The sequence below is a fragment of the Pseudomonas sp. E315 genome (genome assembly GCF_055406205.1).
In genome coordinates this window covers 83309-100332 of record NZ_JBUZPJ010000015.1, presented here as the reverse complement: position 1 = coordinate 100332, position 17024 = coordinate 83309, and the positions used below count along the sequence as shown (strand labels likewise).

The following is a 17024-nucleotide window of genomic DNA, read 5'->3' as shown; positions in this document are numbered from 1 at the left end:
AAAAATAGGAAGTTCTTGTGAACATTACGGAAGCATTAGAAAAGCTGGGCGAGAAGGTAGAAGAATTCAAAACCACCAAGGACTTAAACATCGCTCGAATCATCGGAGAGGGACTATGTAAAGTTCTTATTCTGAATACTGGAATCGACGAACTAATTCAAAAGTCGGCAGGCAAGACACTACAGCCCTTAACCGACCTGCTTAAAGCGGACACCCTTAACATTGCGGAAGCCCATTTAAAAAAAATTAAATCTTCATTGAATACCATTCAAACTTTTGGAAATATTGAATCTCATTTTGATCAGGCGTTACCCTCAACTCTAGACGAGATCAATAGAGTAGAAACCGCTATTGAAGCGCTACTGGGATATATATTTAACTCCAAAGAAATAATCTATATAGATCAAAAACTCCCAGAAAATCTTTACTCATTCATACATAAGCTAAAAATCAGTAACGAAAACTGGCAGTGTGAAAAAATAATTTCCCTTGTTTATCCAAACCGAGCAAAAACCTTAGAAAGCTCCAGCAAGGAACACAATTTCTACTCCATAAAAGATGCGGACAAACGGAAATTAGGTTTATTTTTTCTGGGGAGAAACGTTTCATTTAAAAATGTTTTAGAAAAATCTCTAAAGAGTTTTGACATAAACTCTCTGTCTAGTTTAACTTTTTTATTCCCTAATGAAATCAGCACAACAACAGGACAGCCAGTAAAAGGCCGGAAGGAATACATAGCAAATCTTTCAATCGCGCTGATCAAAGAGCACACATCAAACAATAAGTCCTTAGAGACCAGACACGAGTTCATCGAGGACTACATTTGGGATATGTGTTTGAGCGATGAAGCCAAGGGCACAACAACAAATCGAAGCGAACCATACTTTATAGACCAGAAACTGCACACTGCTGACTCAGAGATTTTGAGTCTAGATTTCGTCGACGACATTATAGCCAACAAGATACTTGACAAAAAGCCACTTTACCTGATCATCGGCGACGGCGGCGCAGGTAAAACTACTTTCTGCAAACAAGCCGTTCGCAAAATAAACGAACTGCAACACAAAAACAAAAAGAAAGCGGCGATACTAATATCCTCTTACGACATCCCGAACGACATCAGCTCCACAGATACGCAAATTGACTCACTACAAAGCTTATATAACTTAACCTCTAAGACCGCGCATAACCCGATAAGCATTAATAGCCTTTCCCTTAACATCAGTTCTGGAAATCTTCTCGTAATTATCGATGGCCTTGACGAAATACAATCCAAGCTCAAAGAAAAATTTTCGCTTGAACGATTTGTCAATTCTGTAAGAGAGCTAAACGACACCTACCTAAACTGCTCAGTTATAATCGCATCGAGAGAAATCAACAGAACAAACCTTAAGGCCGATGACATAAGCATCTTAAAGCTGAAAGGCTTTGACGACGCGCTAATAGAGCAGTATTTAACGAAGCGTTTTCCAGAGCAGCCGGAAGCAATTTCAAGAGCAAAAAACATAATATCGGAAATCAAAGGAGGAGAGGAGTTAACCCCTTTAATTCTGCGCTTCATTTCCGAACTCGCGGCAGACCCACAACAAGTAAAAATTAGTGATGGCGCTAGCTTATACTTACGAAAAGAAAAACCACTGGACAACGTTATATTCCAGTTAATAAATCGGGAAACAAAAAAGCAAAATCTACCCGCTTCATGCGACCAATACTTTGAAATCCTTAAAGATATAGTCTTTGAATACGGCGGCCAAATTTCCCCGGAAAACCTTAACTACCTAACTGAGATAACGCTCGCCGGAAGTGACAATTTAAACTCATCCCTATATTACGAGAACATAGACAATTCATCTTTCCTTTCTAAAACCTCCGACACCACAGACAGCACCCTAAAACTGAAACATGACTCATTAATTCAGTGGATAAAGTCAAGATACCTCGCTTACCTCATCAATAACAACTCATCAGAAAATGACAAACAGGTCATTAAGGCATTGGCACAAGACTGCTACAAAGGCGGATCTCTAGTTGTAGATATATGCAGATTCAAAAATCAAGAAAGCAACTATGAAAAGTCTGTAATCCTAGCAATAACCCAACAAATTAACGGCTCCGAAAAAGAGCAATCGCAACGGGCAGTCTCTGCGCTAACTTATATTTACTTCCAAAACAAGGCTGGAGATCGCTCTCACAACGTAGAACTACTCACTGAATTATTTAATCCAGATGGGAGTCGCGACTTCAAAAAAATCTCTATCTATGGAGATTTTTATCCGCTAGACTTCTCCAAGTCGGTCATTTCAGATTCTTATTTTAATTCTTTTACCAACCTGTCAAAATCCAACATAACAAATGAAACAAAATTTAAAAATTCAAAATTCGAAAATTTCAGTCGTAACAATTTCGGCAAAAATACCATTTCCAGCAGCAACTTCATCCAATGCACCTTATGCCCCGAACTTAGGCATGTGGTAGAAGCCTCAGAAAATAACGCAGAAAAAAATAGAATCAATATCAAAAACGATATTGAAAAGGTATTGAAAGTAGGTTTTTGGTCCAGTTCTTTCCTATGGAAATCAGAGAAGCTTTATTTACAACAGTGCGCATCACTAAATTCCAAACTCACACTAAAGAAAATACTTGAGACCTTAGTAAATAAAGGAGTTTTAATTAAGGAACGCGCTACTGCATCATCCGATCATGGATTTATCGTTGCAGTTTCCCACCAAAACGAAGTAGAGGACTTCTTAACTCAAGACATAGTTGGAAAAGCCATAAGCGATTTGATTATGGACCTAGCATAAACAAACGATTAAGATGCGAAAAACTCGCATCTTAATATTCATCACTCTTCAAACTTACTTAATTGTTACACACTGAACTATTTAGAACCTCCTTCAGACCGGGCACTTAAAGTCGCGGTCAAAATATCAATCTGTCTTTTCTTTGACTGATGGAAACCGAGCTGAAGCATACCGCACGACCAGAATCGAAACGGAAAGCAACACCACGCCACCTGCCAGGTAGAGAATCCCTTCATCTGGGGATTTGTGATGCGACACATCACTAATCAGCAGTCGGATCAGAGCCGTTACGCCGATGTAGAGCAGGAACCGCAATGGCATATGATTTGTGCGGAAATAGATTCCGCTCATAGCCAGCAGCTCGAGATAGATAAACAGCAGCAGAATGTCATCGACGCTAATTTTTTCCTGATGAAGCATTTCGATGAAAGTGGTAATGCCTGCGTAGACTGTGATCGCCCCAATCCCAAATAGCGCAAGATAATGGAACAGCTCAACCCCGAGGTTCCCAAGACTGTTTGCCCCAGCATGAACCCTTACGCGCATACGATCCGCCCATTTCATACCTACTCTCCCCCGCATACGCCGAAATCGGCAGAAAAACTCAACACAGCAATTTAGAACCAAATAAAGAATACTTACGCCATAAGCCAATGATTTTTATTGATTTTTTGAAAAATAAAGCACTTGGAAAAAATGTTAGATACAGGGGGGGTCGTCTTGAAATAAATCCCGACCATTGCCCCCAGTTCCAGATAAATGAACAGCAGCAGGATGTCATCGATGGTGATGTTGCCCTTCTCCACCATCTGCAAAAACTCCATCACCGCCGCCCAGGCTGTGACAGCGCCGATGGCGAACAGAGCCAGGTAATGGAAGGTTTCAACAAACAGGTTGCCCATCGACTCGGCTAACTCATGAACCTGACGCCGTAGTTTCTCGGCTTTATTTACTCTCACGATGCAGCTCCTTGAATCGACACAAACGGATGATCCGCGATACCCATGACACTTTTTGCATGCAGGAAAAAGGCCAGCCATCGCCAATGAGAAGATGACTGGCGGCTATTAGACACTTCACGCCATCACCCCGCACCTGCTTCACACCTCAATTGCAGCTAGAGTGAAAAAGCCGCTATTCAAAACTCAGCGTTTGGCTTATCCTTTTCGCTGTATATAAATACAGTAATCGCAAGATAACTTATCGTGAAGGCATATGAGGTGGTAAATGGCCGTCGAAGTGGTATACCGCAGCAGCCGAGATCTGGAGCGTTTGTTCATGGATAAAGCCGAAGCTGATCGTCATGACAAAATGCTCGAATTGGCTGAGCTACTGGCAGAAGTTCTGCAAAAAGCTGTGCCGTCGCTGAGCGAGCAGCAAGTTGAAGAAGCGGGTATTTACATGGCGAAAAATCGCGATGTGTTTGCCAAAGCATTCAAAAGCCAGCCCGACGCCTTGTCCGAGCTGCTGGTCGATAGCGAGTAAATCACTCGTTAGCCCCTCCCCTGAATGTTTTTTCAGGGGTGTGATATGGGCGCTGAGCACCACGGGTTTTCTGTCCCACCTCGGAGTAATGTTTTGCGTAGCCTTGGCAACGCTTGATAGCGCCGATGAAACAAAAATTACGGATAAAGCAGCCGTTGCGCCAACTCATCCGAGACCCGTGCCGGTGAGCGCTTTTCTGCTTGGGCATGGGCATAAATACCCGTCAGCCGCTCACTGATACGCAGCAATTGCTGATTGATGGCTTCGGGCTGGGCACCTTGGTGGGTCAGCGCCATGAAGATCAACCCTCCTGAGTTAATGACGTAATCAGGCGCGTACAAAATTCCTCGACGCTCCAATTGATCGGCCACTTGCAGATTGGTCAGTTGGTTATTGGCGCAACCTGCTACCGCCGAACAGCGCAGTTGCGCGACGCTGTGCCAATTGAGCACGCCGCCAAGACCACACGGCGCAAGAATGTCGCAAGGGGTGCTTAACAGGGCCTCACACGCAATCGGGTGCGCGCCCAATTGTTCCATGGCCAAACGTACTTTGCCTGGGTCTGTGTCACTGACCAACAGCTCAGCACCGGCTGCATGCAACTGCTCGGCCAGTGCAAAACCCACCTTACCCAAGCCCTGAATCGCAACGCGCAAGCCTTCCAGATTGTCACTGCCCAGACGCGCCGAAGCCGTGCTGCGAATACCCGCAAATACCCCCATTGCTGCGTGGGGTGAAGGATCACCTGCCGCTGTGGTGCTACTCACGTGTTGAGTGTATTGAGCGATGCAGTCCATATCTGCCGTGGATGTTCCACTGTCGATGGCCGTGATGTAACGACCATGAAGCTGTTCAACACATCGGCCAAAAGCTTCAAATAAAGCCGCGCGGCTCTCCACATGAGCGGCACGCATAATCACCGCTTGACCGCCCCCGGCAGCCAAGCCCGCCAGCGCGGCTTTGTAGCTCATATCTTGGGATAAGCGAACCGCATCGGCTATGGCGCTTTCATCATCGGGATACGCCAGATAACGGCAACCGCCCAGTGCTGGCCCCAGACGAGTACTGTGAATGGCGATCACTGCTTTGAGCCCAGTAATAGGGTCAACACTCAGGTGTAAAGACTCAACGCGAGCGCTTTGCATGAGAGAAAACATGAACAAGCCCTCGAACGGTTATGGGTAATCGCCAGTATAGGCGGCACCGCAAAAAGCGTTGAAGCGCCCGGGCATAAGCCCGGGGCATTTTTGCTTATTAGTGCATAACCTTGCGGCTAAGCACCGCTCAAACAGGTGTGTCTGGTTGGTGTGCAGGGTGTGCTTTGAGGAAAGCCGGGTGATGATCAGCCAATTGCGCCACCCGACTAATGCGCGGGTAAGGTGCCAACGGCACGTTGAAACGCTGCGCCGCATATAACTGCGGGATCAAGTACACATCGGCCAGGCCCGGCTGCTCACCAAAGCAATAACCGTTGTCGCCAATCAGTTGCTCAATCGCTGCCAAGCCTTGGCTGATCCAATGATTAATCCACTGCGTGACTTGCTCTTCGCTTTGCCCCTGATGGCGCAATTGGTTAAGCACGCTGACGTTGTGCAGCGGGTGAATGTCGCACGCGATCAAGGCCGCCACGGCGCGCTCATGCGCACGGGTGGCGAGGTCTTGTGACAGCAGCGGCAACTGTGGGTAGCGCTCTTCAAGGTATTCAATGATTGCAGGCGATTGCGTAATCAACAGACCTTCATCTGTGCGCAAGGCCGGCACGCGGCCTTGCGGGTTGATGGCCAGATACGCAGGCTGACGCTGTTCACCGCCAAGGGCGGCAATCAGGTTGACCGCGGTTGCCTGATAATCCAGCCCCTTGAGCCCCAGCGCGATGCGCACGCGATAAGACGAGGTGGAACGGTAATAGGTGAAGAGTTCCATGACTCGCTCCTTTAGCGCGCCGCGATGACCCGGCCCCGGCACTCACCAAAACCAATGGAGGCGTAACCTTCACGCGTGCAGCGGGCACGCAGGATGATTTCGTCGCCATCTTCAAGGAACTTGCGCACCTCGCCCGAAGCCAACTCAATGGGGTGTTTACCGCCTTCGGTGATTTCGAGCAAGCTGCCCAGCTGCGTACGATCCGGCCCTGACAACGTGCCGGAGCCGAACAAGTCACCCGATTGCAATTGGCAGCCGTTTACGCTGTGGTGCGTCACCAACTGCGCAGCCGTCCAGTACATATTCAAGCTGTTGCTCAAGCCCAGACGATGAGCCGGCAGATTTTGCTCGCGCATCGACTCGGTCAACAGCAACACCTCCAGCTCGATGTCCAAAGCGCCATTGGCTTGATCCTTGGCATCCAGCAAATAGGCCAGAGGCTGCGGGTCCCCTTCAGGGCGAACGGGCTGGGCTCGGCGGAAGGGCTCAAGTGCTTCAGCCGTCACGACCCACGGCGAAATGCTGGTAATAAAACTTTTGGACAAAAACGGGCCAAGTGGCTGGTATTCCCATGCCTGGATATCACGGGCCGACCAGTCATTTAGCAGGCAGAACCCCGCAATGTGCTCAGCCGCGTCGCCGATAGCGATAGCGTCGCCCATTTCGTTGCCTTGACCGATCCAGATCCCCAGTTCGAGCTCGTAGTCCAAACGTGCACACGGGCCAAAATTCGGCTCGGTCTGGCCTGCGGGCATGGTTTGACCTTTAGGTCGACGCACCTGCGCGCCTGAGGCGCGAATGGTCGAAGCACGGCCGTGATAACCAATGGGCACGTACTTGTAGTTCGGCAGCAGAGGGTTGTCTGGACGGAACAATTTGCCAACGTTTTTCGCATGCTCGATGCCGACATAAAAGTCAGTGTAATCACCTATTTTGGCGGGTAGATGCAGCTGACAATCAGCCGCAAGAGGCAGCAGCGTTGCACCTTGAGCCTCGATCTTGCCGCGCAAGGTGCTGCCCTCGCTCAGCAATTCAAGCAAACGTTCGCGCAATGCAACGCGGGCACTTTTACCTAGCGCAAAAAAGCCATTCAACGTGCCACCGATTGCCGCTTCTACTGCCGCTTTAGCCTGACCTTCAAACAAACCCGCTGCCAGTGCGGCCTCCAGATCAAAAATATGCTCGCCAATAGCAACACCACTGCGCGGCGCCGAGCCGTTGAGGCTAAATACGCCCATCGGCAAATTCTGTAGTGGGAAGTCGCTGTGACCATTGGCGGAGGCGATCCAGCTACGGGCATGTGGGGTCTGGGTCATGTTTTATCTCCGGTTCGGGGTGAAGGTTGAGGGCAGCGCGGCCCAACAAGCGTCGTAATCAGATTGCAGTTGAGAGCATTCGAGGGCGAACTGACTAGGACGTAGCACTTGGCTGGTCTCAAACATGAAGGCCATGGTGTTTTCGATCTTGCTTGGCTTTAGCTCGGCTTCAATGGCTTTAACACAGGTTTCGCCGTCGGGGCCGTGGGCGCTCATGCAGCTGTGCAGCGATGCTCCGCCAGGTAAAAAGCCTTCTGCCTTGGCGTCGTAACTGCCCTGAATCAAGCCCATGAACTCGTTCATCAAGTTGCGATGGAACCACGGCGGACGGAAGGTGTTTTCAGCCACCATCCAACGCGGCGGGAATATCACAAAGTCGAGATTGGCCAAGCCCGGCACGCTGGTTGGCGAGGTCAGCACAGTAAAAATAGACGGGTCGGGATGATCAAAACTGACAGTGCCAATGGTGTTGAAGCGCCGCAGATCATATTTGTACGGCACGTTATTACCGTGCCAAGCGACCACGTTCAGTGGCGAGTGATCCAACTCGCAGCCCCACAGCTCACCCAAGAACTTTTGCACCAACGTGACCGGCTGTTGCGAGTCTTGGTAGTGCGCCACGGGGGTCAAAAAATCACGGGGGTTAGCCAGCCCATTGCTGCCAATAGGCCCTAAGTCAGGCAAGCGTAAGGGCGCGCCGTGGTTTTCGGCGACATAGCCCCGTGCTTGTGCGTCGAGCAACTCAACCCGAAATTTCAGGCCACGCGGGATGACCGCAATTTCTAACGGTTCAAGGTCCAAAAGCCCCAATTCGGTGGCAATACGTAAGCGGCCCTGCTCGGGCACCAGCAGCAGCTCGCCATCGGCATTGAAAAATACACGCTGCATCGAAGTGTTGGCGCAATAGTTATAAATGCTGATGCCTGCTGGTTTTTGCGAACCGCTATTGGCAACCATGCCCACCCAACCATCGATGAAGTCTGTGGGCTCAGCCGGTATCGGCAATGGGTTCCAGCGCAAACGATTAGGCGTTACAGCGCCCAGTGGTCCGCCAGTCAATTGCCGCTCAAGCTTGACGAACGCCGGATGACTGGCAGACGGCTTGATTCGGTACATCCAGGTGCGCCGTGATTCACTGCGAACCATGGTAAACGCCGTCCCGGATAGCAACTCGGTGTACAGGCCATAAGGGGCTTTTTGCGGGGAGTTTTGACCAACCGGCAAAGCGCCGGGCAGCGCTTCGCTACTGAATTCGTTGCCAAACCCGGATTGATACGCGAGGGATGACAAAGGCGAGTCGAGGTTCATGGAGCCTCCAGAGTGGAGAATGCAGTTGACTTCGCTCGGCCCTGAAACAGCTTGCGCGTCGCTGCGTTATTTTTGTCGTAATTAGATTACGCATAACGTAATTTGATTGACATTAAGCGTCAAGCTATAAAGACCCCCATTCAATCCGAGAACCAAGCACCTTCATGGAAAAGCCCCGCAGCAGCCCCGACAACACAGGCAAACAAACAGTACGCTCCGCCGAGGTTGGTACTGAGATTCTTAAGGCCTTGGCCGAGTTGTCACCTTCAACCTCTCTGTCGCGTTTGGCTGAACACGTGCAAATGCCTGCGAGCAAGGTGCATCGCTACTTGCAGGCGCTGATAGCCAGTGGATTTGCCGAACAAAATGCCGCCACCAACCATTACGGGCTAGGACGCGAGGCGTTGCGCGTGGGCTTGGCCGCGCTCAACAGTATGGATGTGCTGAAAGTCGCCGCCCTGCCATTGGCCGAATTGCGTGATGACTTGAATGAGACATGCTTCTTGGCTGTGTGGGGTAACCAAGGTGCAACTGTGGTGCATATTGAGGCAGCCGTTCGTGCCGTCACTGTCGTGACCAAACTGGGCTCGGTTTTACCGTTACTCAGTTCATCAACGGGACTTGTGTTTAATGCCTTTCTGCCGGACCGCGAAACGGCTGATTTGCGTGAACAAGCATTCAATACCGAACAGCCCCACCCGCTTCAAACAGCTGACGCCTATGCAGCAATAAGTGAACAGATACGTCAGCGTGGCCTGCATTTTGTTAATGGCTTATTGATGCCCGGCGTCGATGCGTTATCGGCGCCGGTATTTGACGCTACCGGTAAAGTTGCCGGCGTACTGACCGTGGTAGGCCCAACGTCACTGTTCCATGCGGATGAAAACGGGACCGCAGCGCAGCGCTTGCTGGCCACGGCCCGCGCCATCAGTTGGCGGATGGGTTACGAAATGATGGCCTGAAACTTCCATTGGGTTTGAGCTTCTTCCAGCAAGGCGCGCATCAGTTTCTCAGCCGCAGGAATATCTAATGGGGCAAAACGATATTCATCGGCAAAGGTTGAACGCTCAGTAAAAATACCCGTCAGGCTCTGATCGTGAACCTCAACATTGCCCCACTCCAGCGTATTACAACCCAAATGCCACAAGTCTTGGCTGAACGTAACTCGCGGGTTATTTAAGTCAGCAATTTTATTGAAATGAAGGCTTTCGCAATCAATATTGTATTGAGCAAGCTGCTCATTTAAGTACTGACGTACTTTCTCAATCATCTCCGGGGTAACTTTGAAGTTGATGAGGGTATTTTCAACAGCGTCATTGCTAATAGTGTTCAAGATAAAGCTCCTTTTAATACTCCCAGTCCATCCAGCTTCATGCTGTGACTAATTTGACCGGGAGAAACCTTTCGATAGGTCTATTGAACACCTTGCGGCGACGCATAATGCACTACATATGTATCGCACCCCCTATTGCCATTTAAATTAAAAAAGCCACGAAAGCACCGGAGTAGAGCGCTCAAACGCAAAAACGTACTATTACCGATGTTGTAACAGAGATTGTCGTAAACCGGGCTTACTCCCCTTTGAGGGAGCCACTATTCTTGTTGCACTTTCCAAGGGTGTTGAGCGTAGAAAAAGAGCATTGAGTCACCCCCCGACTCTGTCCTTACCAGCATCGGTTCATCACTGGCCACGCCCTTGAACCCAGGTTCACCTTGACGTTGATTTGTAGCTCCTTGATCACACGTCTTCCTTGGCCGCTGTCATTACAGCGGCCTTTTTTATGCCTGCGATTCAAGCGAGTTGCCGAACAAGTGCTAAAGGATCAGGGCCAGCAAAGGTGCCGCGAACAAGTTAAGAATGCCTGTCAGAACCATGACCAGCCCGGCCACAGAACCTTCTTCGCTGCCCACTTCTCGGGCGCGGCTAACACCGGCTCCATGAGCGCCAATGCCAAACAGCGCTCCTCGTGCCAAGCTGCTGCGCAGCGGCAACCACTTAAGCAGGATGCCACCCAAGAGTGCGCCAAATACCCCGGTGAACATCACAAACACAGCTGTGAGTTCGGGCACGCCACCCAGGTCCTGCGCCAGGGGCATCGCGAAAGGCGTCGTAATGGAGCGAGGCACCAATGACAACGCCAGCGAAGTGTCGAGTGACAGCGCCTTGGCCAGCCAAAATGAACTGCCAATAGATGCTGCACTGCCCGCTAGCATGCCCAGCATCAATGCGGCCCAATGTCGCGCCAACAGTTGACGTTGTTGCCAGATTGGCACAGCAAACGCGACAGTTACTGGCCCCAACACCAGCATCAGCCAATGGGTGTTACGTGAGTATTCGGCATAGCCGGTGTGCAGCGGCACGGCCACCGCTAGCAACAAGGCAGGCACCAAAATCAGTGGCGACAAAAGATACCGCCCTGTGCGCCGGTACAACCATCGGCTCAAGCCGTAAGTTGCCAAGGTGAGCATCAGCCAGAACATAGGCATCAGTTCAAACTTCATGGCGCAACCTCCAGCGGCACACCGCTTCGACTGTAAAGGCTGTGACCACCATCACCAGCAGCGTGCTCACACCGATCACTAGCAAAATGCGCCAGCCTTCGTCGCGCACCAGCACGCCATAGTCGAGCAGGCTCATCAACGCAGGTATAAAAAACAACAGCATTTCAGCCATCAGCACACCGGCGCCCAGTTGCAACGCTGCAGGCTTAACCCAACCCAAAGCAAACGCCAGCAACAACAGCGCCATGCCGATCACGCCGCCAGGTATAGGCAAATCCCACCACGCGGCAATCTGACAACCCAGAAAATAAATAGCCAGTAATACGGCAACTTCACTGACCAACCGACCCAAGCGTTTTACATCGAAGCGTTTCATGATGTTTCCATTCCAGACAGGGCTTCAGTTTAAAGACCCCCCTTCCATCCCGAAAACGAATTGTTAGACTGGCAACCATTCCAAGCTGGAATCATGATCATGGAATTCAAACAACTTCGCACCTTTGTTGAAGTCGCCCATCAAGGCGGCTTTACCCAAGCCGCCCAGCGCCTGCATATCAGCCAGTCCGCCGTGAGCAAACAAGTGGCCCAACTTGAACAGCGCTTAAGCACACCTTTGTTTGATCGACTGGGCTCACACGTACGCCTCACGGCTGCGGGTAACGTGGTATTGCAACGCGCCGAAAGCATGCTGCGTTTGCATAACGAGCTGCTCAATGAACTTGATGACTTAAGCGAGCTAAAGCGCGGTGAACTAAGACTGGGTTTGCCGCTGCTGGGCAGTGATGCATTGTTTGCCAGCCTGTTTGCCGAATACCGGCGCCGCTATCCAAATATTCGAGTGCAATTGCTCGAAGGCGGCAGTTTGAATATCGAACAAGCCGTACTCAGCGGCGAGCTGGAACTGGGCGGCAGCTTGACGCCGAAGAACTCGGTGTTTGCCTATCAACCTTTTTGTGATGAACCACTGGATGCGCTGCTCCCGGCTGATCATCCGCTGGCACAAGATGGCAGCGTGCGGCTGGAGCAATTGGCCGATACGCCGTTTTTGCTCTATCAACGCAGTTTTGTGCTCAATGACCGCTTGCTTCAGGCATGCCAACAAATGGGCTTCACCCCCAAAGAAGGTGGCCGCAGTGGGCAGGCAGATTTTTTAGTGGCGCTGGTGGCCGCAGGGCAAGGCGTGGTGCTGCTGCCCAGCGTGGTAGCACGTGGACTGGTGCGCCCTGGCGTGGTGCGTTTAAAGCTCATCGCACCGGATTACCTGCGCTGGGACATTGCGTTTATCTGGCGCGACGGGGCTTATTTGTCGCGAGCAGCTCAAGCCTGGCTGGAGCTGCTTCGCGAACGACCGGTTACTGGGTCAGTGATTTAATGAACTGCTCCACCCACGGCTCTGAATCGCTTTCAGGCGTGACGCTTTCGCTGGAGTCCAGACGCAGCATGGGTTGCACTTCACGCAGGCCCAGCTCAGCGAACAACTCGGTGATGAGTTGGCCGCCGCCGCAGAAGGTGTCGCCGTAGCTCGAATCGCCCAACGCGATCACTGCGCCAGGCAGGCCACGCCAAGCGGCAGGCAGCAGATCACGGATCTCGCTGTACAGCGGCGTAAGGTTGTCAGGCAGTTCGCCCATGCCTGTAGTCGAAGTGACAGCCAAAAAAGCGTCAGGGCCAAATGCCTGAACATCGGCCAGTTTGGCCCGAGGATTGAGCAACACCTCAAAACCTGCATCGCTCAGCAGTTGCTTAGCATGACGAGCGACTTCTTCAGCGGTGCCGTACACCGAGCCGGAAAGGATGGCGACTTTCATCAATCTGATCCTGTAACTGACTAAAAGGCTGGGATATTAACAGGTGAGCGCCGGGTTTCGGTGATAGCGAGTAGACAGCTTGTCGTGATGCCATAAAATGCGTCGACTTAGCCTGACCTCTGGAGCGCTTCGCCGTGATCAATGCCCATTTGCTGCAACGAATGATCGACGCCTCTCAGGACGGTATTGTCATTGCAGAACAAGAAGGCGAGGACAACATCCTTATTTATGTAAACCCGGCGTTTGAAGCGCTAACGGGTTACAGCCGCGACGACGTTCTGTATCAGGACTGCCGTTTTTTGCAGTCCGGAGATCGCGATCAAGGCGCTCTGCAACTGATCCGCGAAGCCATTGCCAGTGGCCAACCCACACGTCAAGTGCTACGCAACTACCGCAAAGACGGCTCGCACTTTTGGAATGAACTGTCTATTACGCCGGTGTTTAATGACAGCGATCAGCTGACTTACTTCATTGGCGTGCAAAAAAATGTCACCCAGCAAGTCAAAGCCCAGCAGCGGGTGACTCAGTTGGAAGCTGAGTTGGCTAGCGTCAAGGCCGAGCTGAACGCACTAAAAGCGACGAATGGATTTAACAAATCGCCAAACTGAAGGTCGTATGCTCACGATCACTGCTTTGTAATCATAATTTTCGAGCCAGATCATGTCACATGACACCCTTCTGACTCAGGACGAGTTGGACTTCATTCAGACAATGCACCACAACCCGTTACTCAACCAGCGGGATGTATCGTCGAGCCTGATGGTCAATGGCATTGCACAAATACGTGACTTGCTCACGCGCTTGGCCGCTCACGAGCAGATCACCATTCAAGCTCAAGTTGCCAACCAGAAGATGAGCTTTCCGCTGCACTTGGTTGAAGATGAATTCCATGCCCAACACCTTCAGGTGGGCGCGCCGAGTATTTTCGAAGACGGGCCAATGATACGTCCTTGGCGCCTGACACTGGCTGAACCAGTGCCGTTGGAAAACATCCGTTCCAGACCCGCAAATTTATGGGTCACGGAGGTGTCGTTCAAGGGATTACTGATTGAAGTGCGTAATGACTCCAGCCCTCCCCGCCAGTTTGCCAAGTGGTTCAGCCCCACAGGTTATGAGCGAATCGCGGTACGTGGCACGCTTGAGTGCAAAACCGAGACAGGTTTGTACGCCTACCGACTAAGCCAAAATGACAAAGATGAAACCGAACGACTGCGTCAGTTCATCTTGCAGCAACACCGATTGGCACACCCAAGCCTGCATGCCTAACCCCACCCGTTCAGGTGTCCAGCGTGCCTTTGAGATAAGCCGCCAAGCGTTGGCTCATTTCTCGCCCTTCACTGCCCAACCAGCCAAAACCCGAGCCTGCCAGCGTTTCGCACGCTAGATCCGTTGCAGCACCCGCTAACAACGTCGAGCAATTCAACGTCTGTGCCAATCGGGTCAAGCGACGATGATGAACTGTGCTCAGCGGGCGGCTGGCAAACACGACAACCGCTTCGGGTTTGATCTTGTCAGCAATCAGCGACAACTCATCCAGCGGCTGCCCCATCGCCAACAACCTGACGGCCAGATCATTGTGACTGAGCAACAACCCGGCAATCAGCAATTCAAGCTCACGGCTCAGTTCTGGCATCGCCACCAGCAACACGCTGCGTGGGGTATTCCATGGTTGCAACTGCAAACGCTGCTGAACTCGCGCCCGCAAAAACTTGTCCAGTAACAACCATTCGCTGGTGCGCCCAAACTCATCCTGCGCACGCATGAGTTGTCGCCACAATGGCAAAAAGATGCTCTGGAATACGACTTCAACCGGATAGCTGGAAAAGATCTGTCCGTACAGACGATCAAGCTCAGCCTCGTCAAACGCACTCAAGGCACTTTGAACCCGCGCTTGCCATTGTCCATGTTCGTCCAAACAAGCGTCTTGAAGCGTCGGAAGGGGCGCTGAGCGGGCGAGCAATTCAGCTACTTTGCTGACAGCAACCCCACGTTCAAGCCAACCCATTACCTGATGCACTGTCTCAATATCGCTCACAGAATAGAGACGGTGCCCACTTTCGGTGCGTGTTGGCTGTATCAAACCATAGCGCCGCTCCCAGGCACGAAGCGTCACTGGGTTAATGCCCGTAAGCCGAGCCACTTCCCTGATGGGGTACAGGGCCTGGGCGTCGGCAGTCGCTGCAACGGGTTGAACATCAGTAATCACAGGCATTGGCAGGGTAAGGACCAAAAGTAGATGGCCGCATTGTACGCCTCATAAAGCACCCCAGGGCCTCAAATCCCCGACTCTCAGCGCAAACAACGGTGTGTGGCGTTATGTTTCAGGAACAATCCTTGCTTGTTTTTAAGGACGCAGCCCACTACCCCGGCGCTACGTTTTGTGACTGCCTTACCCCGGCAGCATCAGCCCCCTGGAGATACACAATGTCTACCTCCCCTGTCACCTTGCTGGTTGCGCGCCGTGTTGCGAAAGGCCGCTATCAAGAATTGATCGCCTGGCTGCACGAAGGCGAACAACTGGCCACGGACTTCCCCGGCTACTTGGGTTCTGGTGTGCTGGCCCCGCCACCCGGCGACGATGAATTTCAAATTATTTTCCGCTTTGCTGACGAAGCTACGCTGCATGCGTGGGAGCATTCCGTATCGCGCAAGGCTTGGCTGCTGCGCGGCAGTGACTTGTTTGCTCACCCATCGGAACATCGTGTCAGCGGAATTGACGGCTGGTTTGGCGCCACAGGGCAACGCCCCCCGCGCTGGAAACAAGCCACTGCCATCTGGCTGGCTTTTTTCCCGGTCTCGTTGCTATTTAACTTTTTGCTAGGGCCGTGGCTGGGCGAACTCGGCTTATTGAGTCGCGTGCTGTTGAGCACCTTGGCCCTGACGCCGTTGATGGTGTATTGGTTTATTCCGTTATCAACTCATTTGCTGGCGGGCTGGCTTCACAGCACACCGAGCAAACGCTTGCCCACTGCCATCGCCCCGCATCGCAGCTAACCAACGACAGGATCGGACTTGGCCTCGGCTCTATACGACATGTTTTTTTACGCTCGCTTAGGCCGCGTTGAAAACATTTCGTAGAGACCCTAACGTCGCGGACGCTGGTATAGTTTTGCCATTACGCCGCGACTGTTTCCGGCATTCCAATACCGAGTCCGTCATGTCCTCTTCGTGTGCTCCGATTCTGATCACGGGTGCTGGCCAGCGCATTGGCTTGCATTGCGCCAAACAATTGCTGGCTGACGGCCACCCCGTGATCATCAGCTATCGCAGCGACAAACCCGGCGTGCAAACCTTGCGCGAGCTGGGTGCTACGACGCTGTTTGCTGACTTTTCGAGCGAAGGCGGTATTCTCGATTTCATTGAGCGCCTTAAAAACCACACCGACTGCTTACGGGCGATTGTCCACAATGCGTCGGCGTGGCTCGCTGAAACCGCTGAAACAGAAACCAGCGCATTCACCCAAATGTTCAGCGTTCACATGCTGGCACCCTATTTGATCAACCTGCATTGCAGCGAGCTACTGACACGCTCAAGCCCGGCCGACATCGTACACATTAGCGACGATGTCACGCGCAAGGGCAGCAGCAAGCACATGGCGTATTGCGCAACAAAAGCCGGTCTCGACAGCCTGACCTTGTCATTCGCGGCTAAACTGGCGCCCCACATCAAGGTCAACGGCATCGCCCCGGCCTTGCTGATGTTTAACCCTGACGACGACGCGGCGTACCGCGCCAAGGCCTTGGCCAAGTCAGCATTGGGGATCGAACCCGGTGCAGATGTCATCTACCAAAGCCTGCGTTACCTGCTGGATAACCCCTATGTGACCGGCACCACATTGACCGTCAATGGCGGTCGGCACCTTATATAAGCCGCCCGCG

18 protein-coding genes and 1 pseudogene are annotated in these 17024 nt (G+C 51.7%); 8 read left to right on the top strand and 11 right to left on the bottom strand.

Annotation, left to right across the window (positions count from 1 at the left end; all coding sequences use genetic code 11):
• Positions 1–17 precede the first annotated feature (17 nt).
• Positions 18–2804 carry an NACHT domain-containing protein gene (locus ACZRJQ_RS18930; protein WP_463979856.1) on the top strand — a complete coding sequence of 929 codons (2787 nt, stop codon included), beginning with the start codon at positions 18–20 and terminating at the stop codon, positions 2802–2804.
• Between the two features lie 126 nt (positions 2805–2930).
• Here ACZRJQ_RS18930 and ACZRJQ_RS18925 read toward each other — a convergent pair whose 3' ends face one another.
• Both ACZRJQ_RS18925 and ACZRJQ_RS18920 read right to left on the bottom strand, forming a co-directional pair.
• Positions 2931–3368, bottom strand: coding sequence for a phosphate-starvation-inducible protein PsiE (locus ACZRJQ_RS18925; RefSeq protein WP_463979855.1), 438 nt, complete (start codon positions 3366–3368; stop codon positions 2931–2933).
• Positions 3369–3520: 152 nt separating this feature from the next.
• Positions 3521–3763 (bottom strand): annotated as a pseudogene (locus ACZRJQ_RS18920) (phosphate-starvation-inducible PsiE family protein); the annotation flags it as partial.
• A 268-nt stretch (positions 3764–4031) separates the two neighbouring features.
• Here ACZRJQ_RS18920 and ACZRJQ_RS18915 point away from each other — a divergent pair.
• The gene (locus tag ACZRJQ_RS18915) at positions 4032–4289 is read left to right on the top strand and encodes a YebG family protein (RefSeq protein WP_019410845.1); all 258 of its coding nucleotides are present in this window, start codon (positions 4032–4034) and stop codon (positions 4287–4289) included.
• Positions 4290–4426: 137 nt separating this feature from the next.
• Here ACZRJQ_RS18915 and ACZRJQ_RS18910 read toward each other — a convergent pair whose 3' ends face one another.
• From ACZRJQ_RS18910 to hmgA, 4 genes are all read right to left on the bottom strand, one after another.
• The gene (locus ACZRJQ_RS18910; protein ID WP_463979854.1) at positions 4427–5446 is read right to left on the bottom strand and encodes a Glu/Leu/Phe/Val dehydrogenase family protein; all 1020 of its coding nucleotides are present in this window, start codon (positions 5444–5446) and stop codon (positions 4427–4429) included.
• Between the two features lie 127 nt (positions 5447–5573).
• Positions 5574–6212, bottom strand: coding sequence for a maleylacetoacetate isomerase (maiA, locus tag ACZRJQ_RS18905; protein ID WP_463979853.1), 639 nt, complete (start codon positions 6210–6212; stop codon positions 5574–5576).
• An 11-nt stretch (positions 6213–6223) separates the two neighbouring features.
• Positions 6224–7528: a fumarylacetoacetase gene (gene fahA / locus ACZRJQ_RS18900; protein WP_463979852.1), complete on the bottom strand. Its 1305-nt coding sequence runs from the start codon at positions 7526–7528 to the stop codon at positions 6224–6226.
• A 3-nt stretch (positions 7529–7531) separates the two neighbouring features.
• On the bottom strand, positions 7532–8836 hold the full coding sequence (gene hmgA / locus ACZRJQ_RS18895; RefSeq protein WP_463979851.1) for a homogentisate 1,2-dioxygenase: 1305 nt from the start codon (positions 8834–8836) through the stop codon (positions 7532–7534).
• A gap of 164 nt (positions 8837–9000) precedes the next feature.
• Here hmgA and ACZRJQ_RS18890 point away from each other — a divergent pair, with 164 nt between their 5' ends.
• Positions 9001–9798, top strand: coding sequence for an IclR family transcriptional regulator (locus ACZRJQ_RS18890; RefSeq protein WP_463979850.1), 798 nt, complete (start codon positions 9001–9003; stop codon positions 9796–9798).
• On the opposite strand, the gene ACZRJQ_RS18885 is transcribed toward ACZRJQ_RS18890, so the two are convergent.
• From ACZRJQ_RS18885 to ACZRJQ_RS18875, 3 genes are all read right to left on the bottom strand, one after another.
• Complete coding sequence (locus ACZRJQ_RS18885) at positions 9780–10169, bottom strand: hypothetical protein (RefSeq protein WP_463979849.1); 390 nt, start codon at positions 10167–10169, stop codon at positions 9780–9782. The two genes, ACZRJQ_RS18890 and ACZRJQ_RS18885, sit on opposite strands and share 19 nt — an antisense overlap.
• Positions 10170–10651: 482 nt before the next feature.
• Positions 10652–11338, bottom strand: a complete 687-nt coding sequence (locus tag ACZRJQ_RS18880; RefSeq protein WP_463979848.1) for an LrgB family protein — start codon at positions 11336–11338, stop codon at positions 10652–10654.
• A complete protein-coding gene (locus ACZRJQ_RS18875; protein WP_463979847.1) occupies positions 11328–11714 on the bottom strand; it encodes a CidA/LrgA family protein in 387 nt (128 codons plus the stop codon). The genes ACZRJQ_RS18880 and ACZRJQ_RS18875 overlap by 11 nt, the downstream gene beginning before the upstream one ends.
• A gap of 99 nt (positions 11715–11813) precedes the next feature.
• On the opposite strand from ACZRJQ_RS18875, the gene ACZRJQ_RS18870 reads away from it, so the two are divergent.
• Complete coding sequence (locus tag ACZRJQ_RS18870; protein WP_463979846.1) at positions 11814–12710, top strand: LysR family transcriptional regulator; 897 nt, start codon at positions 11814–11816, stop codon at positions 12708–12710.
• Here ACZRJQ_RS18870 and ACZRJQ_RS18865 read toward each other — a convergent pair.
• Positions 12691–13146, bottom strand: coding sequence for a flavodoxin (locus tag ACZRJQ_RS18865; protein ID WP_463979845.1), 456 nt, complete (start codon positions 13144–13146; stop codon positions 12691–12693). The two genes, ACZRJQ_RS18870 and ACZRJQ_RS18865, sit on opposite strands and share 20 nt — an antisense overlap.
• A 134-nt stretch (positions 13147–13280) precedes the next feature.
• Here ACZRJQ_RS18865 and ACZRJQ_RS18860 point away from each other — a divergent pair, with 134 nt between their 5' ends.
• The gene (locus tag ACZRJQ_RS18860) at positions 13281–13754 is read left to right on the top strand and encodes a PAS domain-containing protein (RefSeq protein ID WP_463979844.1); all 474 of its coding nucleotides are present in this window, start codon (positions 13281–13283) and stop codon (positions 13752–13754) included.
• A gap of 52 nt (positions 13755–13806) precedes the next feature.
• The gene (locus ACZRJQ_RS18855; RefSeq protein ID WP_463979843.1) at positions 13807–14412 is read left to right on the top strand and encodes a hypothetical protein; all 606 of its coding nucleotides are present in this window, start codon (positions 13807–13809) and stop codon (positions 14410–14412) included.
• Between the two features lie 10 nt (positions 14413–14422).
• Here the strand turns inward: ACZRJQ_RS18855 and ACZRJQ_RS18850 are convergent, their stop codons facing one another.
• Positions 14423–15358 carry a MerR family transcriptional regulator gene (locus ACZRJQ_RS18850; RefSeq protein WP_463979842.1) on the bottom strand — a complete coding sequence of 312 codons (936 nt, stop codon included), beginning with the start codon at positions 15356–15358 and terminating at the stop codon, positions 14423–14425.
• Between the two features lie 212 nt (positions 15359–15570).
• Here ACZRJQ_RS18850 and ACZRJQ_RS18845 point away from each other — a divergent pair, with 212 nt between their 5' ends.
• Positions 15571–16140 carry an antibiotic biosynthesis monooxygenase gene (locus ACZRJQ_RS18845; protein ID WP_463979841.1) on the top strand — a complete coding sequence of 190 codons (570 nt, stop codon included), beginning with the start codon at positions 15571–15573 and terminating at the stop codon, positions 16138–16140.
• A 163-nt stretch (positions 16141–16303) separates the two neighbouring features.
• Positions 16304–17014: a dihydromonapterin reductase gene (gene folM, locus ACZRJQ_RS18840; RefSeq protein ID WP_463979840.1), complete on the top strand. Its 711-nt coding sequence runs from the start codon at positions 16304–16306 to the stop codon at positions 17012–17014.
• Positions 17015–17024 lie beyond the last annotated feature (10 nt).

What these genes read in the sequence shown, in the direction of transcription:
- ACZRJQ_RS18925 (WP_463979855.1), bottom strand. Translation starts at nt 3,368, where the DNA reads ATGAAATGGGCGGATCGTATGCGCGTAAGGGTTCATGCTGGGGCAAAC.
- folM (WP_463979840.1), top strand. Translation starts at nt 16,304, where the DNA reads ATGTCCTCTTCGTGTGCTCCGATTCTGATCACGGGTGCTGGCCAGCGC.
- maiA (WP_463979853.1), bottom strand. Translation starts at nt 6,212, where the DNA reads ATGGAACTCTTCACCTATTACCGTTCCACCTCGTCTTATCGCGTGCGC.
- fahA (WP_463979852.1), bottom strand. Translation starts at nt 7,528, where the DNA reads ATGACCCAGACCCCACATGCCCGTAGCTGGATCGCCTCCGCCAATGGT.
- ACZRJQ_RS18865 (WP_463979845.1), bottom strand. Translation starts at nt 13,146, where the DNA reads ATGAAAGTCGCCATCCTTTCCGGCTCGGTGTACGGCACCGCTGAAGAA.
- ACZRJQ_RS18915 (WP_019410845.1), top strand. Translation starts at nt 4,032, where the DNA reads ATGGCCGTCGAAGTGGTATACCGCAGCAGCCGAGATCTGGAGCGTTTG.
- ACZRJQ_RS18850 (WP_463979842.1), bottom strand. Translation starts at nt 15,358, where the DNA reads ATGCCTGTGATTACTGATGTTCAACCCGTTGCAGCGACTGCCGACGCC.
- ACZRJQ_RS18870 (WP_463979846.1), top strand. Translation starts at nt 11,814, where the DNA reads ATGGAATTCAAACAACTTCGCACCTTTGTTGAAGTCGCCCATCAAGGC.
- ACZRJQ_RS18875 (WP_463979847.1), bottom strand. Translation starts at nt 11,714, where the DNA reads ATGAAACGCTTCGATGTAAAACGCTTGGGTCGGTTGGTCAGTGAAGTT.
- ACZRJQ_RS18845 (WP_463979841.1), top strand. Translation starts at nt 15,571, where the DNA reads ATGTCTACCTCCCCTGTCACCTTGCTGGTTGCGCGCCGTGTTGCGAAA.
- ACZRJQ_RS18880 (WP_463979848.1), bottom strand. Translation starts at nt 11,338, where the DNA reads ATGAAGTTTGAACTGATGCCTATGTTCTGGCTGATGCTCACCTTGGCA.
- ACZRJQ_RS18855 (WP_463979843.1), top strand. Translation starts at nt 13,807, where the DNA reads ATGTCACATGACACCCTTCTGACTCAGGACGAGTTGGACTTCATTCAG.
- ACZRJQ_RS18890 (WP_463979850.1), top strand. Translation starts at nt 9,001, where the DNA reads ATGGAAAAGCCCCGCAGCAGCCCCGACAACACAGGCAAACAAACAGTA.
- hmgA (WP_463979851.1), bottom strand. Translation starts at nt 8,836, where the DNA reads ATGAACCTCGACTCGCCTTTGTCATCCCTCGCGTATCAATCCGGGTTT.
- ACZRJQ_RS18910 (WP_463979854.1), bottom strand. Translation starts at nt 5,446, where the DNA reads ATGTTTTCTCTCATGCAAAGCGCTCGCGTTGAGTCTTTACACCTGAGT.